This window comes from Pseudoalteromonas amylolytica (assembly GCF_001854605.1).
GTDB lineage: Bacteria > Pseudomonadota > Gammaproteobacteria > Enterobacterales > Alteromonadaceae > Pseudoalteromonas > Pseudoalteromonas amylolytica.
Genome location: NZ_MKJU01000030.1, coordinates 368,516 through 394,885 on the forward strand (window position 1 = coordinate 368,516; position 26,370 = coordinate 394,885).

General features: G+C 42.1%; 21 protein-coding genes. 17 read left to right on the top strand and 4 right to left on the bottom strand.

The features are described from left to right. Genes BET10_RS17565 through rluB form a run of 3 tightly spaced genes read left to right on the top strand, consistent with a single transcriptional unit; the run spans position 1 to position 2,302 of the window. The gene (locus tag BET10_RS17565; protein ID WP_070986884.1) at positions 1–804 is read left to right on the top strand and encodes a segregation and condensation protein A; all 804 of its coding nucleotides are present in this window, start codon (positions 1–3) and stop codon (positions 802–804) included. 50 nt (positions 805–854) lie between these two features. Then, a complete protein-coding gene (scpB, locus tag BET10_RS17570) occupies positions 855–1,442 on the top strand; it encodes an SMC-Scp complex subunit ScpB (protein ID WP_070986885.1) in 588 nt (195 codons plus the stop codon). Then, positions 1,442–2,302 (top strand): 23S rRNA pseudouridine(2605) synthase RluB, encoded by an 861-nt coding sequence (gene rluB, locus BET10_RS17575; RefSeq protein WP_070986886.1) that lies wholly within the window; start codon positions 1,442–1,444, stop codon positions 2,300–2,302. Before scpB ends, rluB begins: the two co-directional genes overlap by 1 nt. Before the next feature lie 205 nt (positions 2,303–2,507). On the opposite strand, the gene BET10_RS17580 is transcribed toward rluB, so the two are convergent. Then, positions 2,508–3,359, bottom strand: a complete 852-nt coding sequence (locus BET10_RS17580) for a hypothetical protein (RefSeq protein WP_070986887.1) — start codon at positions 3,357–3,359, stop codon at positions 2,508–2,510. A gap of 162 nt (positions 3,360–3,521) precedes the next feature. On the opposite strand from BET10_RS17580, the gene BET10_RS17585 reads away from it, so the two are divergent. Continuing rightward, the gene (locus BET10_RS17585; RefSeq protein ID WP_070986888.1) at positions 3,522–3,914 is read left to right on the top strand and encodes a tellurite resistance TerB family protein; all 393 of its coding nucleotides are present in this window, start codon (positions 3,522–3,524) and stop codon (positions 3,912–3,914) included. Positions 3,915–3,939: 25 nt separating this feature from the next. Here the strand turns inward: BET10_RS17585 and BET10_RS17590 are convergent, their stop codons facing one another. Beyond that, the gene (locus tag BET10_RS17590) at positions 3,940–4,260 is read right to left on the bottom strand and encodes a cupin domain-containing protein (RefSeq protein WP_070986889.1); all 321 of its coding nucleotides are present in this window, start codon (positions 4,258–4,260) and stop codon (positions 3,940–3,942) included. A 170-nt stretch (positions 4,261–4,430) separates the two neighbouring features. On the opposite strand from BET10_RS17590, the gene BET10_RS17595 reads away from it, so the two are divergent. The 3 genes from BET10_RS17595 to metH are packed head-to-tail and all read left to right on the top strand — an operon-like array spanning position 4,431 to position 9,063. Further along, the gene (locus BET10_RS17595) at positions 4,431–5,378 is read left to right on the top strand and encodes a homoserine O-succinyltransferase (protein ID WP_070986890.1); all 948 of its coding nucleotides are present in this window, start codon (positions 4,431–4,433) and stop codon (positions 5,376–5,378) included. Beyond that, positions 5,368–6,423, top strand: a complete 1,056-nt coding sequence (locus tag BET10_RS17600; protein WP_070986891.1) for a homocysteine S-methyltransferase family protein — start codon at positions 5,368–5,370, stop codon at positions 6,421–6,423. Before BET10_RS17595 ends, BET10_RS17600 begins: the two co-directional genes overlap by 11 nt. A 9-nt stretch (positions 6,424–6,432) precedes the next feature. Further along, on the top strand, positions 6,433–9,063 hold the full coding sequence (metH, locus tag BET10_RS17605) for a methionine synthase (RefSeq protein ID WP_070986893.1): 2,631 nt from the start codon (positions 6,433–6,435) through the stop codon (positions 9,061–9,063). A 92-nt stretch (positions 9,064–9,155) separates the two neighbouring features. Here metH and BET10_RS17610 read toward each other — a convergent pair whose 3' ends face one another. After that, positions 9,156–10,370 carry an ABC transporter permease gene (locus BET10_RS17610; protein WP_070986895.1) on the bottom strand — a complete coding sequence of 405 codons (1,215 nt, stop codon included), beginning with the start codon at positions 10,368–10,370 and terminating at the stop codon, positions 9,156–9,158. Positions 10,371–10,381: 11 nt separating this feature from the next. Beyond that, on the bottom strand, positions 10,382–11,725 hold the full coding sequence (locus BET10_RS17615; protein ID WP_070986897.1) for an ABC transporter permease: 1,344 nt from the start codon (positions 11,723–11,725) through the stop codon (positions 10,382–10,384). Between the two features lie 343 nt (positions 11,726–12,068). On the opposite strand from BET10_RS17615, the gene hrpB reads away from it, so the two are divergent. The 10 genes from hrpB to BET10_RS17660 all read left to right on the top strand — a co-directional run bounded on the left by hrpB (position 12,069) and on the right by BET10_RS17660 (position 26,367). Next, positions 12,069–14,495: an ATP-dependent helicase HrpB gene (gene hrpB, locus BET10_RS17620; RefSeq protein ID WP_070986899.1), complete on the top strand. Its 2,427-nt coding sequence runs from the start codon at positions 12,069–12,071 to the stop codon at positions 14,493–14,495. A 131-nt stretch (positions 14,496–14,626) separates the two neighbouring features. Next, on the top strand, positions 14,627–15,829 hold the full coding sequence (locus BET10_RS17625; protein ID WP_070986901.1) for a hypothetical protein: 1,203 nt from the start codon (positions 14,627–14,629) through the stop codon (positions 15,827–15,829). Between the two features lie 277 nt (positions 15,830–16,106). After that, positions 16,107–18,830, top strand: coding sequence for a leucine-rich repeat domain-containing protein (locus tag BET10_RS17630; protein WP_070986903.1), 2,724 nt, complete (start codon positions 16,107–16,109; stop codon positions 18,828–18,830). A 302-nt stretch (positions 18,831–19,132) separates the two neighbouring features. After that, a complete protein-coding gene (locus BET10_RS21620; RefSeq protein WP_158678175.1) occupies positions 19,133–19,291 on the top strand; it encodes a hypothetical protein in 159 nt (52 codons plus the stop codon). Positions 19,292–19,563: 272 nt separating this feature from the next. After that, positions 19,564–20,496: a S41 family peptidase gene (locus tag BET10_RS17635; RefSeq protein ID WP_070986905.1), complete on the top strand. Its 933-nt coding sequence runs from the start codon at positions 19,564–19,566 to the stop codon at positions 20,494–20,496. Positions 20,497–20,876: 380 nt separating this feature from the next. Beyond that, positions 20,877–21,611 carry a glutaredoxin gene (locus BET10_RS17640; protein WP_240503714.1) on the top strand — a complete coding sequence of 245 codons (735 nt, stop codon included), beginning with the start codon at positions 20,877–20,879 and terminating at the stop codon, positions 21,609–21,611. Positions 21,612–21,887: 276 nt separating this feature from the next. Continuing rightward, on the top strand, positions 21,888–23,153 hold the full coding sequence (locus BET10_RS17645; RefSeq protein WP_070986907.1) for a site-specific integrase: 1,266 nt from the start codon (positions 21,888–21,890) through the stop codon (positions 23,151–23,153). Positions 23,154–23,234: 81 nt separating this feature from the next. Further along, entirely contained in the window at positions 23,235–24,428 is a 1,194-nt protein-coding gene (locus BET10_RS17650; RefSeq protein ID WP_070986909.1) for a DUF262 domain-containing protein, read from the top strand. Continuing rightward, a complete protein-coding gene (locus tag BET10_RS17655; RefSeq protein WP_070986911.1) occupies positions 24,428–25,495 on the top strand; it encodes a DUF3696 domain-containing protein in 1,068 nt (355 codons plus the stop codon). Before BET10_RS17650 ends, BET10_RS17655 begins: the two co-directional genes overlap by 1 nt. Further along, a complete protein-coding gene (locus tag BET10_RS17660; protein ID WP_070986913.1) occupies positions 25,495–26,367 on the top strand; it encodes a hypothetical protein in 873 nt (290 codons plus the stop codon). The genes BET10_RS17655 and BET10_RS17660 overlap by 1 nt, the downstream gene beginning before the upstream one ends. Positions 26,368–26,370 lie beyond the last annotated feature (3 nt).

Consider the following 26,370-nt stretch of genomic DNA (forward strand, 5'->3'; position numbering starts at 1 on the left):
GTGAATGATATTCCTCAACAACAAAAACTGCCACTGGCGTTTTTAAATGGCGAGGCGGTAGTTGATAAGCCTGAAGACCTCTACATTCCACCGGATGCGCTAGAGGTCATTTTAGAAACCTTTGAAGGCCCGCTGGACTTACTGCTATATCTCATCAAGCGCCACAAGTTAGATATTCTGCAACTTCCTATTTTGAGTATCACTGAACAGTATGTTGCGTATGTAGAGTTGATGAAAGATCTGCAACTTGAGCTCGCTGGCGAATATTTGGTGATGGCGGCGTTGTTGGCGCAAATTAAATCTCGTATGTTGTTGCCTGTGCATGAAGAATTGGAAGAAGAGGAAGACCCAAGAGCTGAATTAGTTAGGCGCTTGCAAGAATATGAGCAGTTTAAACAGGCTGCAGAGAATCTAGATGTGATCCCCCGAGTTGGGCGTGATATTTTTACCGCACACGCTTTGGTAGACGAATCGGCAGAACCTGAAACGTTGTTTCCTGATATTGCGCTTAAGGAGCTATTGCTTGCGTTGGGAGATGTAATGGCTAGGGCGAAAACCTTCGAACACCACCACATTAGTGCCGAAGCTTTGTCGACCCGAGAGCGAATGAGTCATATTCTACAGCATTTGTCTGAGCACAGTGGCCCATGTGAGTTAAATGCCTTTTTCACTGTGGAAGAGGGGCGCAGTGGTGTGGTTGTTACCTTTATTGCAATGTTGGAATTGATCAAAGAGCAATTGATAACCTGTTTACAAGTTACACCAGATAGCCAAATTTATTTGAGTTTGCAGCTACAAGAGTAGCGCAACCTCTGTCATAATAGACGTTTATGTGTTGATAAGGCTGCAAGTGTATGGCAACGCGTCGAATTAGCGATGAGCAACTGATAGAGCTGATAGAAGCAGCGATTTTTGTTGCAGACAAGCCGTTGTCAAAAAAGCGTCTAAAAGAAACTGTATTACAAGATATTTCAGTATCTAATGTCAGAATTGATAAAGCATTGGACAGTATTTCTGAACACTATCAAACACGTGGTATTCGCCTTGTTGAGGTTGCAACCGGTTTTAGATTTCAAGCATGTTCAAGCTTGAGCCCATGGTTAAGCAATTTATGGCAGGAAAAGGCCCCGAAATATTCCAGAGCAGCGCTTGAAACTCTCGCCTTGATAGCATATCGACAACCCATTACTCGGGGCGAGATAGAGCAAGTGCGGGGCGTGACGGTAAGCTCAAATATAATCAAGAGTTTACAAGAGCGAGAATGGATAAAAGTGGTGGGATATAAAGAAGTGCCGGGCAAGCCTGCACTGTATGCCACAACAAAGCAATTTTTAGATTATTTTTCTTTATCTGGCCTTAACATGTTGCCCAAATTACCAGAGCAACACAGCGTTAAAATTGACCAGATGTTGAACGATCCTTCTGTGAGAGAACCATCTTAATGAGTGAAAAGTTACAAAAAGTATTGGCCCGTGCGGGTGTGGGTTCACGCCGTGAAATGGAAAAGTACATAGAGTCTAACCGTGTAAGTGTGGACGGTAAGGTCGCAAAGTTAGGCGACCGTGTTGAAGAAAATGCGGTGATCCGTGTTGATGGACATGTGGTAAAAATTGAGCAAAAAGAAGATAGAATATGCCGAGTGATCATGTATCACAAGCCTGAAGGGGAGTTGTGTACACGCAAAGACCCAGAGGGTCGTCGCACGGTATTCGATCGCTTACCACGCTTAGATGGAGATCGTTGGATCGCGATTGGCCGTTTAGATATTAACACCTCAGGACTTTTATTATTCACCAACGATGGTGAATTGGCCAACCGCCTAATGCACCCAAAATATGAAGTAGAACGTGAATACTCGGCACGTGTGTTTGGCGAAGTCACCAATGAAACACTACGTAACCTAACCAAAGGTGTTGAACTGGATGATGGTCCTGCTAAGTTCTTGAAAATAAAGCCTATGGGTGGTGAAGGGATTAACAAATGGTTTAATGTGACGTTGACCGAAGGTCGCAACCGTGAAGTTCGTCGTTTGTGGCAATCTCAAGATGTTGAAGTATCGCGTCTTATCCGTATTCGCTACGGTAAGTTAGAGCTTAATAAACGTTTACCTCAGGGCGGCTGGGAAGAGCTTAAACTTGAAGATGTTAACTATCTGCGCAAGTCGGTGAAGCTGCGCAACGAAACGGAAACTAAGCTTTCAGTCATGCCTGAAAAGCGCAAAGATAAACGCGCCAAGATTAACCAAATCCGTAAGGCTGTTAAAAAGCACAATCAGCGTGTGCAAAAACCAAAAAAACGTTAATTCGTTGGCGCATTTTGCCGTTGAAAATGAATGAATCTCACTATGCGTAAGTTAACAGCACTCGTTTAAGGTGATGAGATTCTGAAACACATTCACAATGGCAAGACCGATTAGGAAGACCGCATTGTTCAAACAAACATGTCGTCTTCCTAACTAAAGTCATAGGCGCTTAAGCGAATGGCATTAACCATACTAAGTGGGATTTTTATTTTGGTGTTAATGGGCGCCAAGCTTCAACATGTGGATTAAAGAAGCCGCACTGTTTGTATGATTGCTCAATAAAGCCCGAAGCTCGTAACTGCTTGATACCAATTTGTAGCGCGTTGAAGGTGGCCTCACCGAGCGGATGAAGGCGTGATACAACAAAATGTCGGCTGTCTTGCAGTGGAACCTTGATACCTTCAATTGCAACAATTCTGTAGTCTACGCCCTTGTACTCAAAAGGCATGGTGTTATTGAATGACACCAACATGGTATCAATCCAACTTCGGCTGACCATCTTTGCCATCACTATCCAATCGGATTCTTCATGTAATTGTTTTGGGTTTAATGCAGACAATGTAACCCAGTCGGTATGCCAAGCTTGGCTTGAAATAACAGAAACCTGTGATAAGTCTTCGCCAATCTTGTGTTTGATGTCAGAAACGGATTTGGCGGAGGTATACAGGCCCGCAAAATACTCACCTTTACGAATAATTGCATCAGAAATGTATAACTGCTCAATGTGTTGTTGGGCTTCTTGATACCACAGCGTGTCGAAACTAACCAACAATAGTCCATCAACTAACAGTTTAATGTTTCGGGCATCATAGTTTCCCAGCTCAAACTTAAACTTAAGTTCCATGCCGCCGAGTTTGAGCGCTTTTTGTAATAATACAAACTCAACAACGTCTCTTTGACACAGTGGATGGTGAAAGTCATTCACAGTATCTATGGACTGATCCGCCAAAATAATTTGTGCGTAATTAAAAATATCTGCTTCGATAGTGATTGGGATGGTGACTGCCCGCACTGTGTTGATTTGTAATATAAAAAACAAGGTGCATAAACCTCGCATGCCACCTCCAAAATCGTCAGTACTTGCCTTAAGTGTAGCTCAACAGGGGATGTTGAGAGTTTTTAATGTGACATTTGGATTTTTGTCTAATATGGTAAAGAGAGCACGATGGTCATGACGTGATTATGTACCTCGGTTATTGACTTCAAGGAGCAAGGACTTATGAAATTCGAACAATTACTCAATCACTTTGACAGTGGCATTTGCGTTGAACAATTGCAAAAGGAATCATTACTGGACCTAGCGCTTCTGTTCGTGGCCGTTGATGGTCGCGTTTGTGAATCTGAACTACATTTTGTGAGAAAATGGGCAGCAACGCTAAATTGGAACTCAGCGGTCAGCCTTGATAATTACATCTCTGATATGGTTGGAAAGTGTGTACATGCGGTTAAAAGTGACGATATAGAAGCGTTTATTCAACACAGAATGAAATTTATCATTGACCAGCCCATGCGTGAGTTGGCCCTTAAGATAGTACACAAAGTGTGTGCTGCGGACGGTAAGATTGACCATCGCGAACAAGCTGCAATGGACTTCTTAGAAGCGCAGGTATAAATTCAGGCTTTTTGGCGGCTGTGGCCTAATCGCGATAAAAAATAGCGAGCCAGACGGTCGCCTCAGAAGTTGCTGTATGGCTTACGCGATGCTGAGTATGTGCAGGTATATTTAGAAAGTCGCCGCACTCTAGGCTATGTTTTTCACCGTTTTTGAACTCAACTGTACCACAGCCCGATAGCACCAAAACCCACTCATGTTCATCTTGATCATACCAAAATGAGTCCGGTGACGTTTGGCCGTAAGACACAATTCTCTCAATCCGAACGTCTTTAGCTGATAACAGATCTTCAAAGTGTTCTTTGCTTGTGTCCAACGGTAAATTTGCGAGCAAGTTTTCCAACATTATGTTGTCCTTAGGTTTTCTTTCTAAGTGATACCTTAGCGTTATGTGTTCAGCTTTTAAAGGTGAAGCTGAATCGACGATAAAAATATTTGGACGTCTATACATCTAGAGGTTGATATTTTTCGAATTCCATTCATAATGTCAGCTAAATCTATACTTGGGAGTAAGGTATGCCAATTACAGTAAAAGACGAATTACCCGCAATTGTTCGTTTGCGTCAAGAGAATGTATTCGTGATGCCAAAAAGTCGTGCACAGACCCAAGAAATCCGTCCAATGCGATTGGCGATATTAAATTTAATGCCAAACAAGGTTGAAACTGAGGTGCAATTCATCCGTTTACTGGCTAATACTCCATTACAGGTCCATGTAGACTTACTGCGTCTAGATACGCACCGCACGTCTGACAACTCTGAACAGCATTTAGATATGTTTTATCGCTATTTTTCAGATGTAAAAGATCAAAATTACGATGCGCTAATCATCACAGGCGCGCCATTGGCTCACTTAGAATATGAAGATGTGATCTACTGGCAAGAGTTACAGCAGTTTTTTGATTGGGCAGAGCACCACGTTACTTCTACCTTGTTTTCTTGCTGGGCGGCGCATGCTGGGTTATTTCATCATCATGGTTTGAAGCGTCAGATCAGAGCTGAAAAGCTAAGTGGTGTATTTAAGCATCAATGCTATTTTGAACATGGTGCACTGACTCGTGGCTTCGATGACGAATTTTTGGTACCTCATTCTCGTTTTGGCCACATTAGCCCAGAACAAATAGCCCAAAAAAGTGATCTTGTGGTACTGGCTGGCTCACCAACTGTCGGCGCTTATCTCATTAAGAATGTATCTGGAAGTCAGGTGTATATTACTGGTCATCCAGAATATGATGCGGATACTTTACTCAAAGAATACCAGCGAGACTTGGAAAAGTCAGCCGATGCCCCAAAACCCGAGAACTATTTTCCAAACGATGATGCATCGCAAAAGCCATCGAAAACATGGCAAAGTCATGCCTTTTTGTTATTCTCCAATTGGTTGAATTACTACGTTTACCAAACAACACCTTATGATATTAACCTCGTTAGCCAAGATGTAAGGACTAACAATTATGCCGAATAAACGCGCCGCCTTAACTGAGGCATTAAAACAACGTATTTTGATTTTGGATGGTGCAATGGGCACCATGATCCAACAATACAAACTGGAAGAACACGACTATCGAGGTGAGCGATTTAAAGATTGGCATGTGCTTGTCAAAGGCAATAACGATTTACTTAGCATTACTAAACCTGAGGTGATTGAACAAATACACCGTCAGTTTTTAGAAGCGGGTGCAGATATTATTGAAACCAACACTTTTAACGCGACCACAATTTCGATGGAAGACTATGACATGGCAAGCGTTAGTCGAGAAATTAATCTAGTGTCAGCCCAGTTGGCGCGCAAGTTGTGTGATGAGTTTACCACACGCAACCCAGATAAACTGCGTTATGTGGCGGGGGTGCTGGGGCCTACTTCTAAAACCTGCTCAATCTCACCAGATGTTAACGACCCAGGTTATCGCAACATTACTTTTGATCAGTTAGTTGACGCTTATATTGAGTCAACACTTGCGTTAATAGAAGGCGGTGTAGATTTAATTCTGATTGAAACCATCTTTGATACACTCAATGCAAAAGCCGCGTCATTTGCGGTTGAAGAAGCGTTTGAACGCGCAGGTGTAACGCTACCGGTCATGATCTCCGGTACCATTACTGATGCATCAGGGCGTACCTTGTCAGGACAAACAACCGAGGCATTTTATAACTCGATTCGTCATATTAAGCCTTTATCAATTGGTCTAAACTGTGCGTTAGGACCTGATTTGTTGCGTCAGTACGTTGTTGAGCTATCAAGGGTTTGCGAAACGTTTACTTCTGTTCACCCTAACGCTGGATTGCCGAATGAATTTGGTGAATATGACCTAGAAGCGCCTGAAATGGCGAAAGAAATCATTGACTGGGGTAAGGAAGGGTTAATCAATATTGTTGGTGGTTGCTGCGGCACAACGCCTGAGCACATCAAAGCGTTCGCTGATGGTCTTGCACAGGTTGCACCAAGGCGTTTGCCTGAGCTTGAAGTGCGCATGCGCTTAGCTGGTTTAGAAGCATGTAATTTGAATTAGGAAGTACTTATGACGCAACAATCTACAGCCATTTTTACAAACGTTGGTGAACGTACCAATGTCACTGGCTCTGCGCGTTTTAAGCGCCTGATACTAGAGGAAGAATACGAAACAGCTTTGGAAGTCGCCCGTGAACAAGTAGAAAACGGGGCGCAAGTGATTGATATCAACATGGATGAAGCTATGTTGGACTCAAAAGCGGCCATGGTGAAGTTTCTAAACCTGATTGCATCTGAGCCTGATATTTCACGTGTCCCTATTATGGTTGACTCCTCGAAATGGGAGGTGATAGAAGCGGGTCTAAAATGCATTCAAGGTAAGGCCATCGTCAACTCAATCTCCTTAAAAGAAGGTGAAGAGCCTTTTATTCGTCAAGCCAAAATTATCAAACGTTTTGGTGCAGCCGCTGTAGTAATGGCGTTTGACGAAGTAGGTCAAGCCGAAACTGCACAGCGTAAATTTGAAATATGTGAGCGCTCTTACCGTATATTGGTCGATCAAATTGGCTTTCCACCAGAGGACATTATATTTGATCCTAATATCTTTGCTGTAGCAACGGGGATAGAAGAGCACGATAATTATGCTGTTGAATTTATAGAAGGCACAAGGCGGATCAAAGCCGGATTACCTCATTGTAAGGTTTCGGGTGGGGTGTCAAATGTCTCCTTTTCATTCCGTGGTAACAACCCTGTGCGTGAAGCCATTCATTCGGTATTTCTGTATCACGCGATTCAAGCTGGCATGGATATGGGTATCGTTAATGCAGGTCAGCTTGCGGTATATGACGATATTCCTAAAGAGCTTCGAGACGCAGTTGAAGACGTTATTCTTAACAAAGATCCTCAGGCGGGTGAACGTTTAGTTGATCTTGCGCCAAAGTATTCAGGAATGGCGCAGGCTGCAAAAGTGGAAGACTTGGAGTGGCGTTCTTGGCCCGTTGCTAAGCGTTTGGAGCACGCCTTGGTTAAGGGCATTACCGAGTTTATTGACGAAGATACTGAAGCGTGTCGCTCAGGCATGGCAAAGCCCATAGAGGTTATTGAAGGGCCGTTGATGGATGGTATGAACGTCGTTGGTGACCTGTTTGGTGCAGGTAAAATGTTTTTACCTCAGGTTGTTAAATCAGCGCGTGTGATGAAGCGCGCTGTAGCCTACCTTGACCCTTTCATTGAAGCAGAAAAGCAAGAAGGTGAAACGAACGGCAAAATCATCATGGCAACGGTCAAAGGTGACGTGCATGATATTGGCAAGAACATTGTCGGGGTGGTGTTGCAGTGTAACAACTATGAAGTGGTTGACCTTGGGGTAATGGTGCCTGCGGAAAAGATTTTGCAAACCGCCATTGATGAAAACGCGGATGTGATTGGTTTATCTGGTTTGATCACGCCGTCACTGGATGAAATGGTACACGTTGCCAAAGAAATGAAGCGACGTGGCTTTGAGTTGCCATTGTTGATTGGTGGAGCAACCACCTCCAAAGCGCACACCGCGGTGAAAATCGAACCTCAATACGACAAAGGGGTTGTGTACGTAAACAATGCCAGCCGCGCAGTGGGCGTGGTCTCGAACTTATTGAGCAAGACGCAAAAAGCAGACTTTTTGACAAAAACAGCCCAAGAATATGTCAAAGTCAGGGAGCAACAAGCGCGCAAGAAGCCACGTTCAAAACCTGTTACTTTGCAACGTGCGCGAGACAATGCCATTAAGCTTGATTGGGACAACTACACTCCGCCAGTACCTAAAAAATTAGGCGTGACTGAGTTCACTGATGTGAGTATCAAAACACTTCGCCAATATATCGACTGGACGCCGTTTTTCATGACTTGGTCACTGGCGGGTAAATACCCCAGAATCCTGCATGACGAAATTGTGGGAGAGCAGGCACAAAGCCTATTTGAAGATGCCAATGCGATGCTGGATGAGTTTGAACAAACTGGGGCGCTAAAACCTTTGGGTGTCATAGGCTTATTCCCTGCTAACAGAGTGGGGGATGATATTGAGATCTACACCGATGAAACGCGTACTCAAGTACGCGCTTTATCTTGCCATCTACGCCAACAGACGGAAAAAACAGATTTTCCGAATTATTGTTTGGCAGATTATATCGCCCCTAAAGGGGTTGCTGACTACTTTGGTGCATTTGCGGTAACCGGAGGCTTGGAAGAAGATGATTTAGCTGCGGCGTTTGATGCTAAACACGACGATTACAACAAGATCATGGTTAAGGCGGTTGCTGATAGATTGGCAGAGGCGTTTGCGGAATATCTTCACGAACAAGTGCGCAAGCACTACTGGGGCTATGCTCCCGATGAAAGTCTAAGTAATGAAGAACTTATCCGTGAAAACTATCAAGGCATTCGTCCAGCGCCTGGCTATCCAGCCTGTCCTGAGCACACCGAGAAAAAGAAAATCTGGCAACTACTGGATACGCAACAGCGCATCGGTATGAAGCTAACCAGCTCATACGCCATGTGGCCCGGGGCGGCGGTTTCAGGTTGGTACTTCTCTCACCCTGAGTCAAAGTACTATGCGGTGGCAAGTATTCAAAGAGATCAAGTTGAAGACTATGCAAGGCGCACGGGAATGACCTTGTCAGAAGCTGAACGTTGGTTGTCACCAAACCTTGGCTACGAGGCGTAGCCGTTCTAATAGTTGCCATTAAACCTTAAAAAAGCGCTTGATTTAATCAAGCGCTTTTTTAATTTACTAACACACGAGGTTAGTTAGCACAGCTAGCCCATGCGAGTCACAATAGCGGGAGAGACCAAACTGGCTTGATAGACAGGTTGTAAAGTGGCGAGCTGTCCTATCCCTAACATAGCCAACGCGCCGACTATCAAGTAGTCACCAGGAATGGGTGGTAATTCAAATAACACCATTAAATAAGTGTTACAAATAAGCGATAACAGTACACCTATACCTATTCCCACACTCGTTACGATAAGGCTCTCAAGCATAAAGTAGCGCAATATTTGTGTGCGACTGGCACCAAGCGCACGACGCGTGCCAATTTGTTTCTTACGGGTGATGATGGTGTAGCGCACTTGGCCAAAAATCCCGAACGCGGTGACTGTGCTCAAAATAGCGACCAACACAATAAGCGTGACTACCACAGCAAAATCACTTTGATGGCTTTTGCTACGAGTTTGCTCAAACGCTGCCATATTATCCAGCCATCGACCGGGGGTTTGCAGTAATAGCTCTGAAACTTGCTGCATTGCTTGTTCGCGCATACCTGGGCGTGCCCTGACCATGTAAATCGGTTCTGAGTCAATATAGTTCCCACTGCTTAATACTGTGTGCCAGTTGTTTTTCCACCAGTTCCAAGCGCTGGGTAGTTTTTCAACGATGCCTACAACGGTGCAGGCATCCATTCCAGAATATATCGTACTCCCTAAAGCTTCTCGCCAGTCATCAGGGTAAAGCTTTTCCGCCAACGCTTTGGAAATAATGAGTTTTGGCATTCTCTGAGTATTGGTACTGGTGTGTTCATAGTAAAAAATATCACTGGGCTTGAACCATTCACCTGCAATAAGTTTTAGCCCAAAAGCTTCTAACGCATTGTAATCACCTTCGTAATAGCCGGCTCTTAGCAGCGCATCTTCTGGAGAAGGGGGGAGGCCTATCTGCGTTGTTGACCCCCAAGAAGTATAAGGAATGTCTGAAACGCTGGAAGCGACTTGTACGGCAGATAATTGATTAATACGCTCGATATCTTGTTTGATTAAGTTGGCAATTTCGCTTCTATCGCCTTGAATATTCGTGGTAAATGAAAAGGTATGCTTTTCCTCTAAGCCTGTACTAGTGTTTATGTTGTCCCACTTTTGTAATAGCATAAAAATTGTGTTCACTAGAATCGTCAAGGTGATTGAGATCTGTAAAACCAGAAGTAATGTCGGGGCCTTACGCTGATAAAGAGACTTTAGAATAGGCATAATGTCATTCATGATTATTGCTCCTACAAGCTCTTTAGTTGGCTGGAAGGTTGTACTTGCATTGCTCTGTAAATGGGCCAAAGGCCAAAAAGGCAACTAGATAATACCGCCAGTACGACAGTGACAATGATCAGTGTACTATTCATTTGCATGACACTTGCGTTGATAAAGTGAAACACGTTTTGCGCAGCTTTTAACCCCAATTGCGCCAGCAATAACCCTAACATACCGCCGAGTAAGCCTATAAGTGCTGTTTCACAGCCAAATTGAATGGCGATATCTTGTTTGCTGGCTCCGACTGCTCTGCGTAAACCAATCTCTCCCTTCTTGTTGTGGAACTTGTTTATCATCAAGCTCATACAATTGAGTAAACAAACAATCAAAAAGGCCGACGCAAGCCAAACTGCGACCTTACTGTTATCTGGGACGACTTCCTCACGGACTAGGTACTCTTCAACATTGCGTGTGTAGCTTGGTAAATCTCTTGGAAATCGACCAAGCTGTTTTTGTTGCGCATCATAGTCATGTAAAAAGCTTGTATAAGCTTGCCTGTCATTGGCATTGTTCAGCTCTACCCATAAAAACATCCAAACACATTCTGACTCTAAAATTGTTTGAAAGCTTGGATTCTCTGGTGCAATACCGCAATACATTGAAAAGCTACTGCTTAAATACAATTCATGATTAATCTTGGTTTTTATTGGTATGTATATATCCAATGGTTTTTTAAATGCGGAGGACGAATAAAAAAAGTATTTAGGCGTTGGGTTCCAGCTGTCTAAAACACCCGAGATAGTGAGTGAGTGTTGATCCATCAATAGTTGCTTGCCAACTGAATTTTCACCATTAAATAGCTTATCATTGAGCGCTTTGCTGATCACGACTGTAAACTCGCCGTTTTCGTCTGCACTGTCTAACCAAGGCGTTCCAAACAAGAATGGCACATTGAACATATCAAAGAAGTCGTTGGTCGTTGCATACATATACTGCATTTTTCCTTCCGACTTTGCTTGTGATGGCGTGCGAATGAGTGCCTTGTGATCCGCAATAAGCGTTTGCGACTTAACCAAATCGCTGCGTTTGTTTGCTTCGGTTATATTCACTGCATCGCGATAAGTGATCCTATGGGGCGCTTCTTCTTTGCCTTGGTGCTCACTGTAGGGCTGCTCTGAAAACCAACTGCTTAAATAAACAAGATGAAGTGTATCGGCTTTTTCTGGAATTGGATGTTTTGACATCATGTAGCTCACCGTGAAGGTGATCATTGTTATGGCAATTCCTATCGCAATAATAAGTACCATGAGAGAACTGAGCATAGGGGTTTTACGAATGCTGATCCATGCAAGTTTGAAATAATAATTAACCATGGTGCTCCTTAACACTCAGAGAAATAAAACATGAGCATTTGCACGTTACATCGTATAAGTTTGCCGACGGCTTGATCCTCATCACTTTTCCTTAAAAGTAGTCAAAGTTCCTTTTTCTGGATATAGGTACCTATCCGGACTCTTATTTTTACAAAAAAATAACCAAAAGTTAATCTAAATGTGTGATTTATTTATTTATACGGAAATTTTTATGAAAAAATAATCTTTTTCTTTAAAGATAGCAAGTTAGGCTATCGATTGTTGTCTCGTCTGAAAGAGTCATGGTTATACCTGTTTAGTCGTACATGTTAATATTAATAAAAAGATTATATCGAGTGCTATTGTGTTACCCATCGAAGCTATTTATGAGAAGTTAGTTGCTCAGTTGCAGCAACATAATACCGTGCTACTTCAGGCTCCACCTGGAGCCGGTAAATCCACATGGTTACCGCTTAATTTAATGAAAAATAACTGTTTTAAGCATATTGTGATGCTTGAGCCAAGACGGCTTGCGGCACGTAATATAGCGCAGTTTTTGGCGCAGCAACAAAATGAAGCACTAGGGCACAGTATTGGCCTGCGAATTCGCAACGAAGTCGCCGTATCGGAGCATACGCGATTAGAAATCGTTACAGAAGGTGTTTTAACAAAAATGCTACAATCGGATCCCGAACTGACTGGTATCGATTTGCTGATTTTTGATGAGTTTCACGAACGTTCTTTGGCTGCGGATACAGCGTTGGCGTTTGCGTTGGAAACGCAAGGAGTATTTAGAGACGATCTAAAAATTCTAGTGATGTCGGCAACGCTGGACAGCACGCGTTATCAAGCTTTTTTAGACTGCCCTGTAGTAGCATCGGATGGGCGCAGTTATCCCGTCAGTGAAATCTATCAGCCCTTGCGTGATGAAGCCAAATGGCTTGAAGCTATGCCTTCTTTGGTACTAAACGCACTACAACAGCAAACGGGAAGTGCACTGGTGTTCTTACCAGGGAAAAGGGAAATTAACTTTTTATATCAAAGTCTTGCTGATAAAGTGTCTGCAGACACGCAAGTTGTCACCTTGTTTGGTGAGCAGGACAAAGCCACACAACAAGCAGCGATAGCGCCAGCAAAAGATGGGTTACGTAAAGTGGTACTCACCACCAATGTCGCAGAAACCTCATTGACCATAGAAGGCATTCGCATTGTTGTAGACAGTGGCAAGCGCCGCGCTGCACAGTTCAATTTAAAAACTGGCGTAACGGAACTTGTAACGGTGTCGATCTCGCGCTCATCAGCGGTACAAAGGGCTGGTCGTGCGGGCAGGGTTGAAGCAGGGATCGTATATCGACTTGGATCACATGAGCAGTTTGAGCGCAGAGACAAACATGATGTGCCCGAGATCTTAAGTTCAGACATTGCCAGCCTAGTTCTTGAAGCTAAAGTCTGGGGTTCAGAGGTTGAACAACTACCTTTGTTAGATGTGCCATCATCTGGGGCATTACAGCAAGCTCATAGCTTACTTAGCATGCTCGAAGCAACTGATGAAACAGGAAAAGTGACAGAACTTGGTCGTAAAATGCACCAGTTTGGCACCGAACCGCGCCTCGCTCACATGCTTTTGAAAGCCACAGCGCTGGAGGCAGACAGCCCCGGCATTAGCCATTTAGCCTGTTACCTTGTTGCTTTGTTGGAAAGCAGAGCAAGTGGATCACCGGAACTCAGAGTGGCTCTTCAAAGTCAATTTGAGAAACCTCAAAAGTCGTTTACACAATCGTTAAGGCCATGGTTAAAGCGTTTAAAGATTAGTGAGCGCTCAATGCTTAGCTGTGAGTATTTGAGCTTGCTTGTTGCGCTGGCGTTCCCTGACAGATTAGCAAAACGCCGAGGGCAGGGGTTTGTATTGGCCAACGGCGCAGGCGTGAACAGTCATGAAACTCATTGGTTAGATTGTGACTACTTAGCCATTGCATCGTTAGGCGGACATAAAGGACAGCGTATTTTTAGCGCGACAGAGCTTAACGTTTCACTTTTACAACAAACGCTGCCACATTTATTTGAAGAAAAAGACATGTGTGAGTTTGATGAAAAGGCCGAGCGCTTTATACACGAACAACGCTTACAACTTGGCGCTTTGGTGATTGAATCTAAACCAAGCACGAAAACGCTGGATGTGCAGGCGCGAACACAAGCTTGGTTAAATTTAGTCGCCAAGCATGGCTTGACACTGTTTAATGACTATCAGCAAGTGCAACCGCTACTTAACCGTATGACACTGGCACAGCGCTTCTACCCTGAAGAGTTTGCAAACCTTGATGAAGCTGCGCTTTTAAATCGTATTGAAGATTGGTTAGCGCCTTACCTTGTTGATATCAAAAAGCTCGTAGAGTTAAAGAAGCTTGATTTGACCAGTGCTATTAAGGGCCTGCTGGATTGGCACCAACAACAGCGATTAGATGAAATTTTACCACCACGCATTCAAGTGCCTAGTGGCTCAAATATAAAGATTGAATACCCGCTTCAGGGGCCAGCTAAGTTATCGGTTAGAATGCAGGAGGTATATGGCCTGTTAGCCTCGCCCGTTTTGTGTAATGGCAAGTTGCCTTTATTGATGGAGCTGTTGTCTCCTGCCCATAGGCCACTACAGCTTACCCAAGATCTGGCTCACTTTTGGCAAACCAGTTACAAAGATGTACAAAAAGAGATGAAAGGGCGCTATCCCAAGCATTTTTGGCCAGATGACCCCGCGACGGCACAAGCAACAAACAAAGTAAAAAGCCGTATGTAGTAGGTGCAGGGGGAAGTCACCGTGCTTGTATTTTGCACAATCATGAACTCATGGTATTTTTAAGCAATAGAATCGGCACGGTGGCACATGATACAAACGGTGTACCGTGACTTTGTAAGAGGTTCAAGGACTTGATACTCACCAATAAAACCGCAGATCAAAGCAGCGTGCAGCGTGTTAGTGCGCAAGCAAAACAAACCAAGCAGCCAGCTCAAGGCCGCTACCTTGAAGACAACCGCGGGCTCGCCAATGGGTTATCTCAAGCGCCATTGCAATCAATGGCTAACTCCGGTGCAATTCAACGCAAAACGGTCATCGAAAATATTGGTCAGACCTGTAAGTATGGCCAAGCGAATAATGCCAAGTCGGTGACGGTTGGTCATACCATGCACGCTTGGCTTGACCCAGCCGACCCTGTAAGAGGGCAAAGTGCCAGCGTGAATGCATCTCAAGATGATTTAATGGCATGGATAAAGGGAGTTTACCCTTTGGCAAAGGGGGCCATGTCGGTAAAAGGGCATTTACTCAATGATAACTTGGGCGGTACGGCACTTGATAACAACCTCTACCCCATCTCAAAAGGTGCCAATGGCAAACACCTTTCAACCTCAGAAAATTATGTGAAAAATGAAGTTTGGAAGAACAAAAATGCCGTTAAATACTCAGTGGTTGTAGCGGGCTCAACCGACTACACCAGCGCAAATACTAATAATGCAAAGGCGACGTTTCAAGCCACAGTTCGCCCTTGGAAAGACGTAACAGACACCAGTAATGTAGGGGCGGTTGCCTACACTGCAAACATTACCTCCGATCTGGGAAGCCCAAAAGATAGAACTGCATCCGATGGCCAAGGCACGGCTTTGGATAATATTTCAGCGTATGGCTTAAAACCAAATAAAGCGCCTGCAAAATCTGTGGGAGATCTATCAAATGATGAAAAGCAACATCGCAAAGACCAGCCAGTCGGCTTGCAAATAGACTCACAATCTGGATATAAGGCACTTGATGCCACCGCCAGTGGTGACGGCTCAGATTCCCAAGTTTGGAAAAACGCTGAAGCGCAATTAAAAGACTCTCCCCAAGAGTTTGTTGAAGAGCACATGGATGATGTCACAAGAGATATAGCGACAACCGCAATTGAAGCGAAGTCGGATGTGTCGGATGCGCTTGCCCTAGCACATGAGGCAGGTATGCTAGTTGCGTTCTGGTCCGGGTTGCCAACAGTTATGTCGCAAGGAATAGAAAAAAACGAGTGGGCACTTAAGAAGTTAGAAGAAGGATTTAATGCATTCTTTATCGAAGAGCACGAAGACTTTCACCAAGATGCTGATTAGCGCGTATCGCATTGATCAATAGTGTTGTTTATAAAGCGACTGGCGTGATGAGAAGCGATTCTTGCTTGCCTAATAGCCAGGAACTATTTCTGAGCTTCGAAAAATCCAAATAAAATTCTCAAATAGCCAAAAGCGATAAAATTCAATAGGTTGTTGTAGTTAGTATTTCAAAAACATGTTGCTGAATAAAAATAATTGTAAAGATAAACACAATTTTCGTTCATGCTCTGTTAAAATACCGAAATTAGGACCTGTAAAAATTTGAGAAGAAAACACGATGTTAAAGACTTTTGGGGCTTACCCTATCATACCAGCTTTGCTGAGCTTGCTATTACTGGGATGCGGAGGAGGTGGAGGCGATACGAACACCAATGAGAATTTGCTAAATGGTGGTTCTAACCCAACTCAACCATCAGAGCCTTCACCTGCAAATAAAAGTCCCGTAATTGGTGAGATGGCTGATGTATCGGTAGCATCAGGTGCGGAAGTAGTAATTGAACCACAAGTGAGTGATGATGGGAGCATGATGAGTTTCTCATGGTCTCAGACATCAGGTGTCACTGTTACAGTGCAACATTTAGGTAAAAAAGCCTTGATTTTCACGGCACCTATTGTAGGTGAAGAAACGGTATTGACTTTTACATTGCAGGTAACAGACGACCGAGGTGCTCAAACATCGGCTAGTGTGCGTATTAATGTTGCAGCTTTAGAAGCTGACTCAGAGATAAATTTCGCTGATGCTGAACTTGCAAAGTGCTTTGCAGCGCAATCGCGAGATATGAAAACACAAACACTAGAGTGCGATGGCTATCGAATCAAAACTCTGGAAGGTATTTCTGCGCTCTCTAACTTAAAACGCTTAGTTATTAAAAATGCAGCGCTTGAAAGCCTAACCAGTTTAAATGGGTTATCACAGTTAGAAGTATTTCACCTCGATGAAGCCTTTCCAGTAGAACTGAACAGTCTTTATAATGTGTTAGATCAGCTGACAGGGCTCAAGAAATTTGTTTTAAGCACGCCACACAACAGCATTATTTCCAAGTTAGACTTTACTGGCCTGACTGAGCTTGAGTCTCTAAATATCAAGGATAACTCTACATCGCCCTACAGCTCACTGATTGAATTATCTCCTATCGATGTGGCTAACATGAAAGAGTTGTACCTTGACAAGGTTCAAATTGAAGAGAACACGTTGTCACAAATGGTAAACCTTGAGTCATTAATACTCAAAAGACCAGGAGCCACGGGATTACGTACGACCGCATTTTTAGAGAATATGAGCAAGTTGAAAGTGTTAGCGCTACAAGGCTATGGTGTATATTTTGGCGAAGAGATAGGCAAACTATCACAGCTCGAAAGGTTAACTTTGGACGACACAAATATTGATGATTTATCGTTTATTTCACAGCTCAATAAATTGACTGCGCTCACTATTTCAAAGCCATTTTATACAGACTTTGATTTTAATTGGCTAATTTCACCATCACTAAAAGAGTTGTCAATCAGTGATTTAGGCCTACTTAATATTGAAAAGCTGAGCAGCCTTACGGGACTTGAGACATTAGCTATTAAAACAAATTTAACTACTGTCGAGTTACCTGAGTTGTCTGCATTGACAAACCTTGTGAACTTAAATCTAACAGGATGGAGTCGCTTCCATAATTATGTATGGCTGGACACACTCCCAAGGAGTGTTGAAAATTTGACTGTGCGGGGTATCGATGACAGTGAAGAAGTTGCAAAAATGATAGCAAACCTATCAAATTTGAAGAGCTTAACAGTTGCTATGTATTATCCAAGCAACTTAATTACGCAATTAGCAGGCCATACGCAGCTAGAAAAACTAACCTTGTTTGGTGGTCAATACGATGGTGAACAGCTTGTATTACCTAATCTAAAAGAGCTTAATATTAGAGCGAGCGCTAGCGCTGGGTTTCCAGATATTGCCTCGTTGCCTAAGCTTGAATCGTTAAATCTATCTGATTATAAAATGTTAACCACACTAGAAAATTTAACTGTGAATAGCAACTTAAAAAGTGTTTCATTGTCCGGACTGGAATCTTTAACAAATTTGGATTATTTGGAACAGTTACCGCAATTACAGACGTTACACCTAGATAATTTGCAAGCGATAGAAGATTTTGAACAGGTCGGTAAGTTGACATCACTCACTGATCTGAAAGTAGAGTTCTCTAACGCTTATGATATGAGTCCAATAGCAAACTTAACTTTGTTAGAAAGCCTCTATTTGCGACAGTTTAAGTACTATCTTGACCTAGATAGTCTATTTGATATAAGTGGCCTCGACCGATTAAGCTTAAGCTCAGTTAAGACGAGCTGTGACGACTTGGATAAGTTGTCTTCTACAAGGGTTAGTATGGAGTATGAAAGTTGTTGGCAAGATGCGGTAGAGCCCAATTTAATTCCAGATCCTGTGCTAAAAGCATGTGTGATAAAAAGTGTTTACCGTGAGCGCCCAAACGTCACTAGCATCCATTGCGATAGCGATATTCAATCCCTAAAAGGTTTAGAGCAGCTGACAGGGTTAAAGGCTCTTAGTCTGTATAATGTCCACATGAATATATTAAGTGATGATGTTTTGGCGAGCCTTACCACGTTAGAGAGAGTTTTCATAAAGCGGCCATTAAGCACTGCCGTAACTAACTCACAATTACATGAAAACTTGTCGCGTTTTGCCGTAATCGATACAGATGAAAGTATGTCGGTTGATGTTGAACAGCTAAAGGTTCCCGCCAACGTGTATGATGTCAATTTCTCGAATACGCGATTGGTGAATTATGCTGCACTGGCCTCGAATACACGCTTGCAAGAGTTATATTTAGAAAATAGCGATGTATCAGATATCAGTGCGCTTTATTCTTTAAAACAACTAGGTACGCTTAATTTGATCGGCAATAACCGTGTAAACTGTGAACAAATCGATGAACTAAAAGCGTTAAACTCAGGCATAGATATCTCCTTACCTTATCACTGTTGGTAAATCTACGTACAGCTTCATCTTAATGATGGTGAAGCTGTATTACTTCTTCCTCACCATGGCGCAATGACAAATATTCCTCGTTAAATATGTCTAGCGCTGTCATTTTTGATGTATATGATAAAATTTCAATATAATAAATAACTTAAAAAACAATAGGCTAAAAATAACACAAAAATATTCAAGTGATTTGGCTTGAGATCTGTTGCTAATTTGAACACAGTGTTTAATTGATGAACGTTGTTGAATAATCACTCGTTTGTCATGACCAATACTTATTTTAATAATTTACAACAGGAAACAACATGAAACTCAAAAAAGTAAAATTAAAAGCGCTAAGCACAGACAAAAACTTAAATGCAAAACAAACCAAAGAAATCGCTGGCGGTACTTTCGCTTACAGCAAAGATTATGGTGCTTGCCACACAGGCGCTGCATATTGCCCAACAGCATATGTTTGCTAGAGTAAATCTCTAGCAAGACAAATAGGTGATGCAGAGGTTATACACATTAACCTTGTAGATTGAAGCAGCTCCCTTGGCTTGTTGTTATTGGCTGTGGATATTGCATCACCACCATAGCTGGGTTACCGCTACTTGCTTACGTTCCAAAGATAAACACCTACATGCCCTTGCGCTTAGGCGAAAAGCCCTTATATCTGTTTTAAATAAGTCACAAAGTCATCTTGCACCGTTAATCAACTCAGTGCAGATCTTCATCAACAAGGAAAGTAAACGTGCCTATCAAAGTGCTATCTGCCATATGGATTTTGGGTTGTCTGCTGTTGGGGAATGTATTGCAAGCCAATCAACTACCAGATGTGACGCATACTAACGCTGTAATCCACAACATTGCTCGGGCCGTGAATGACACTTACATTGACCCTGAAAAAGCAAAACATGCGGCAGACTTACTACAAACAAAATTGGCAGCCGGTGAGTTTAGTGCAAGTAATGAATACCACTGGTTTAAAACGCAAGTCAACAGCACACTTTATAGCGCAACAGGGGACAGTGGTTTTGAACTGATTCGCTCTTCACTTGGTGGAAGTGCCAACTCCCAACAGCACGGCCAAGCAAGTATTGAATCCAAGGTGCTCGACCACAACATTGGCTATGTTGAGATCTCGGGGAACTTTGCATTTTTAAAAAATAACGAAGTGATAGAGCGCTATTTTAGAGCACTGAATGATGTAGACGCGCTAATCATAGATTTGCGTTCGGTAGACGAGGGCAACCTATCGCTCACTAAAAAGATGCTGGGGTTCTTTGTCAGTCCTAACGAAACCGTGGGGCTGTTTTATTCCAGAGGTCGGATTGAAAAAATTACTGCAACAGGTACTGATAACTTTAAGCAATTTGAAGCACGTGTACCACTTTACATACTAACGTCCTCATTTGTGACAGGCCCTTGGGAATTGTTTAGCTACTCATTACAAGAAACCGAGCGCGCCGTGATTGTGGGAGAAGAAACATTAGGACTTGCTAGCATAGAAGCACTGATAAATGTGGGGGATAACCTGACGTTAGCCATGACCAGCGCAGTGATAACAGGCCGAAACCCATCCATGACGTGGAATGAAGAAGGCGTTGTGCCCGATTATCCAACAACAAGAGAAAGTGCACTTGAAAAGGCGCGCAGCCTTATTCAGCAAGCTACAGCATATTAGGTAGCAGCTCAGGCGCAGAGGCACAGCCAAAAGCCACGCAAATAACTATTCATACAATCGCTAGGAAAAGACCAGAGATTAGACGCTAAAGGCTTTTTGTTATCTAGTAACGACAAATCAGTTTTCCATATACCTGTTATCATTACTATGCCATGCTGTTTTCGCTGAGCGTTTTTACGTGTGAAGATATACTCATAGGTAAACCGTACGAACATCAGCGAGGCTAAGTTGAATGCTTTAACGTGGCAGCCATTTCTGTTGGCTGTTATTGTGTACAATAACTAAGCTTAGTTTTCGGCAAAATCGGTAGGCTTTACCTAATAGATTTAGTTGGTTGGTAATTTCTATCTAGGTTTGTCATGAAATAGGGAGAGCTGCCAATGAAAAACGCAACACTTTATCGAATGCATACCTCATCGCACATCTGCCCATTTGGTCTAAGGGCTAAAGATTTATTAGAGCGAGAAGGCTTCAAAGTCGATGACCAGTTGCTCAAATCAAGGGAGCAAACGGATGAGTTTAAAGCCGCCCATAATGTCGATACCACGCCACAGATATTTATTAACGACCAACAAATAGGTGGTTATGAAGCGCTACGCGAGCATTTAGGTAAGCCATCACATAAGGCAAAGAAAAATGTATATTGGCCGGTCATTTCAATATTTTTGGTCGCACTGTTGGTTACATTCGCCACACGATTCCCTTCGGATAATGCTAGAGAATGGGTGATGTCTTTTATTGGCTTTTCTATGCTTTTACTTGCAGTACAAAAGATAAGAGACATTCATAGTTTCACAAACTCCTTTATCACCTACGATGTGCTAGCTATGCGACATTTGAGATACGCATATATATACCCATACTTAGAGTTATACGCAGGTGTTTGCATGTTAACTGCTTTGCCCGCTATTTATTATGCACCCATTGCAATATTCATAGGACTTATTGGCGCAGTCTCAGTTTTTAAGGCCGTTTATCTTGATAAGCGAGAACTAAAATGTGCCTGTGTTGGTGGTGACACCGATGTGCCTTTGGGCTTTATATCTTTGACAGAGAATGTGGCTATGTTGGGCGCCGGAGTGTTTATGTTGATTATATTTTTAACCAAAAGTTAGGTGTGAAGCTATAACTAAAAGATTAGGGTAAGGAAAAGCTGGTCGGCATAGCAGGATTTGAACCTGCGACCCCTGACACCCCATAAAAGAATTGATTAGTTTTGATTATTTCAAAGTAGCTTTGATTAGATGTGTTCGGCTAATTTAACTTGATTTAAAACAACAGGATAAATAAATAATTGGTTTTGATTAGAAATGAGTAGAAGCAATGAGTTGTTTTTGTTTTCTGCTACATATATGCTGCATGTAGTTCATTTAGTGAGATTGGTGCTACATATGTCTACGATAAGAATGTTGCTTAGTGACTCTACGCTCAATAATGTTCCTGCTCAAATAAAGCGAATAAATGATACTAAGTTAAGTGGGTTTCACGCTCGTATAGGTAAAGCTTCAGGAAATAGTAAGCCCCGTATAGCGCTTTATTTAAATTACCGACTTGGTGGTGCAAAAGGCAAACAGCGTAATTACCTGTTAGGCTATTTTGGCGAACGAGATTTAAAAGAAGTCCGTAAAGAGGTAGAAAGCTTAAAAGGGCGAATCGCTGCGGGTGAAGACGTATACGAAATCAAACAGCTAAGCATCAAGCAACAATTTATTGAAGATCACTCGCCAACGGTGGAATTACTATTCTCAGAGTTCCTAGAGCGCTATATCAAGGTTAATCGCAAAGACCCTTTAGAAGTTGAGCGTATGTTTGAAAAAGACGTTCTGCCAGCGATTGGGGGCGTTAAATTAAAAGACATTACCCGCCGAGACATTTTAAGCAAAGTATTAGACCCAATCACCGACAGGGGAGCAGGCACTCAAGCCAACAAAACCCTTTCGATCCTTAAGCAGATGTTCGACTTTGCAGTTGAGCGTGACCTAATGCAGGGCAACCCCATTAGCACCGCTAAGAAAAAGAACGTTGGCGGTATTGAAAAGCCGCGTACACGCGCTCTTGAATTTGAAGAGCTGATACAAGTATTTGAACGCTTGCCTAAGCTCGGCGTAAGCACGCAAGTGATCTATGCCCTAAAGTTTATCGCCTTAACTGGTTGCAGACCGATAGAAGTGACTGGCGCGCAGTGGCAAGAATTCGACTTTGATAAAATGATTTGGACAATTCCCGCCGAGCGAGTAAAGCAAAACAAAGGCGGGGAGCGAATCCACAAAGTACCTATCACCCAAAATATGATCATTATGCTTGATGAACTACGCGCTTCATTCAGCTATTTAGGTTCAAAATACGTGTTTCCAAGTACCACCTGTACCACAAGCGCCGTGGGTGAACAGCCTATCGATAGGCACTCACTTTCAAGGGCAGTAAACCGAAAACAAAAAGAGCTAGGCGTTCCAAAGTTTGTCCCACATGACCTGCGTAGAACCATGGCGACTCGCTTAGGTGATGATGATATTGGCGCTGATCCGATAGTAGTTGAAAAGATACTTAACCACCAATTGCAAGGGATGCAAAAGGTTTATAACTTGCAGGAGTATATGGAGAAACGTTCAAAGCTCCTTTATAAATGGTCGACTAAATTTAACAAACATTTTTTCTAAAAGAGCTGGAGCCTGAAAGTTTGGTTTAACCCTAACTAAGCTGTATAGTTCATACAATTAATCTATGACGAAGTATTGAGTATGAATACAAATATTGACTATTTTCAAATCGATGAAGAAATCGCTGATGAGCGTTCATTTTCAGGAGTAGAACGTGAAATTACAAGTGATGAGTATATTGATACAGAGCCGTTTGATCCTAGTTCGATATCAATATCATCTAAAACAATTGCTTTAGACACTGTATTGAGACGGATAAAAAACAACACAATCAGACTTTCTCCTGATTTTCAGCGAAATTACGTTTGGGACATCGAGAGGAAGAGCCAACTCATAGAGTCTATGATTTTGAGAATACCACTACCTATGTTTTATGTATCTGAAGATAGGGAGGGTATTTGGGAAGTTGTAGATGGGCTCCAACGCTTGTCAACAATTAGAGATTTTATTTTAGGGCCAGACGGTGATGGTAAAGGGTTTGATTTGGCCAAATTGGAATTTTGGGGAAGTAAGTTAAACACTAGGAACTTTTTTAAGTTAGAGCAAGATCCAAAAGCGGCAAGAATTGTAAATAATATCTTAGAAACCGAGCTTAATTTTACGATTATAAACCCCGAAACTCCAGAAAAAGTGAAGCGGAATATCTTTAAGCGACTTAACACCGGGGGAATTCGCTTATCTGAACAAGAAATAAGACATGCTTTATACCAAGGGCACGCTACAGTGTTATTGAAAAAACTTGTGAAAACACAAGAGTATGAAGTGGCAACGCAAAATACTGTAAATGATTCCCGTATGGCAGGTCGAGAGTTGATTTTGAGGTTTATTGCATTCAATCTCATCGGTAGAGAGGAGTATACTGGCAACACAGATGATTACTTGTCATCTGCTATGCAATTATTAAATGGTGAAAAGCATTTAGAAAATGTGAACATTGATCCTGTGGACTTAGAAGAAAAGTTTAAGAAAGGCTTAATGAGAACGACTACAATCCTCGGAGAACATTCATTTCGTAAATCAAAATTGAGTGATAACAGGAAATCTCCTATAAATAAGTCGCTTTTTGAATTGTGGATTAATATGATGAGTAGTCTAAGCGATAGGGAATACTATGACTTGGTAGAAGATAGATCTTTATTTTTAGAGTCGTATTATAAGTTACTTGATTCAGAAGAGTTTGAGAATAGTATTAGCAGGCACGGCGCTAGTGTTGCAGGTGTAGGTTATAGGTGGAGAGCTTTACGAAAGCTAATCGATGGGACTTTGAATAAATAATGTTAAATAGTATTCATATAAAGTCATTTAAGTCTGTTGTAGATGAGAAGTTTTTAACTAAGAAGCTTACAGTCCTTACTGGCTTGAATAGTTCTGGAAAAAGCTCAATTATTCAAGCTCTAAGAATGGCTGTGAGAGCAGGGAAAGGGGCTTCACCTTATATTCGAGGCCTAGGAAATTTTCCCGAATTAAAAAGTGTATTTACACCACCAGGTGAAAGTATTTTATTTCATCTAACATTTGATGATGGCGACTTTATGTTGGGATTCAAAAAGGATACGTATTTCACGAATGGTGAGTTCCTTCCAAATCTCGAATATATAGGAGCTAATCGGCTTGGACCTTCATCGCATCTGCCGATATTTAAAGAAAAAGGCACCTCTTATTTTACGGTTGGGGAGCAGGGAGAATTTTGTGCTGACTTTTATAAGAATTTTGAACGAGTATCAGTTCATGAAAGGCTTAGGAAACAAGGAAAAGAGGGGGGGAGTAACTTATTGAGACACCAACTTCAACTTTGGATGGAAGAGATTTCGCCAAATGTGGAGTTTGATTTTACAAAAGAGCCGAAACACGATCTCTCACATATCGAAATTAATGGTTACAGGGCTGCGAATACCGGATTTGGTTTGTCATATAGTTTACCTATCGTACTAAGCTCATTGGTACTATCTGCTTCTGATGAGCTAGGAGAAATCACTAATAATACGGTAAGGACTTGGTTCGAGAAAAACAAAACACATACACCAATTTTTATAATCGAAAACCCTGAAGCACACATACACCCTAGCGGCCAGACTGCTCTTGGAAAGCTTCTTGCCAAAGCTGCGTCTTCTGGAATACAAGTTATTTTAGAAACACACTCAGATCATGTCATTGATGGTATTAGAATATCAGCAAAGAACAATGACATTGATAATACCGATATTATCATAAACTATTGCACGAAAGACGAAGATGGAAAAACAACTGTTGAAGCAATAGAGGTAAATAAAAAAGGAAAGTTATCTAGCTGGCCTGTGGGATTTTTTGATGAAAGTATAAAAAACCTTAGAGAGCTTACGTAATGGATTGTGAAGTTAATTTTGCTATAGAGAAAAGTAGCTTAACTAACGCTGTTGTTTGTCTTTTTGAGGACAAAACCAAGCTGGTTAGGTTACTTGATCTGATTGATGTAAGTAGCAAAAAATTCACGAAGGTATATTATTCTAAAAACTGGGGAGCTGAAACCGAAAATGGGATTAGCGTAAACGAAGTAATGTCGGACTCTAGGATATATGCAGATTCTGACTTACGAGATGAATATCTCCGCTTTTATGCTTTGCTAGATAAGTGTGATAGTGCTGATACTCGGAATGGGGACTTGTTAGGCCGAGAAGAAGTTAATAATATTAACTTTGGCTTGATTTGTAACGACTTATATCACAGTGATAATTTTATTTTAATCAAAGACCCAAGGAGTGCATTAAACTATATAAGAAATAGCTTTTGGAATAATAATTTTAGTGAAAATGACTTTTGGAAATTTGGCAGCGATTGCTTCCCTAGTTTATATTTCGATGAAAAGTGTAAGTTCAGAAGTTTAGGTGTTGAGCTAAGTCAGGATTTATACAAGTGGATTGTCGAAGTTTTAAGTTACTTGAATGATTTTGGGCAAGAAAAATATTTAGAATCACCAGGACAATTTATTAATCATGCCAGTTCAAATGGTGTCGACTTATCCCCTGAAAGCCCTAACACTAAAAGTAGTGCAAAGAAAATGAGGGAAAGGGATATTTCAATCAAAAGTCAGAGTGTTAGATGTGAATGGCATGCAAAGTATCTGCATGATAGGGGAAGAATACATTTTCATTTTGGCATTAATTTATTGCCTGAGATAACCCAAGAAACCAAAGGTAGGTTAATCGTTGGGATCTTTGCAAAACATTTAACGACCTAAAAG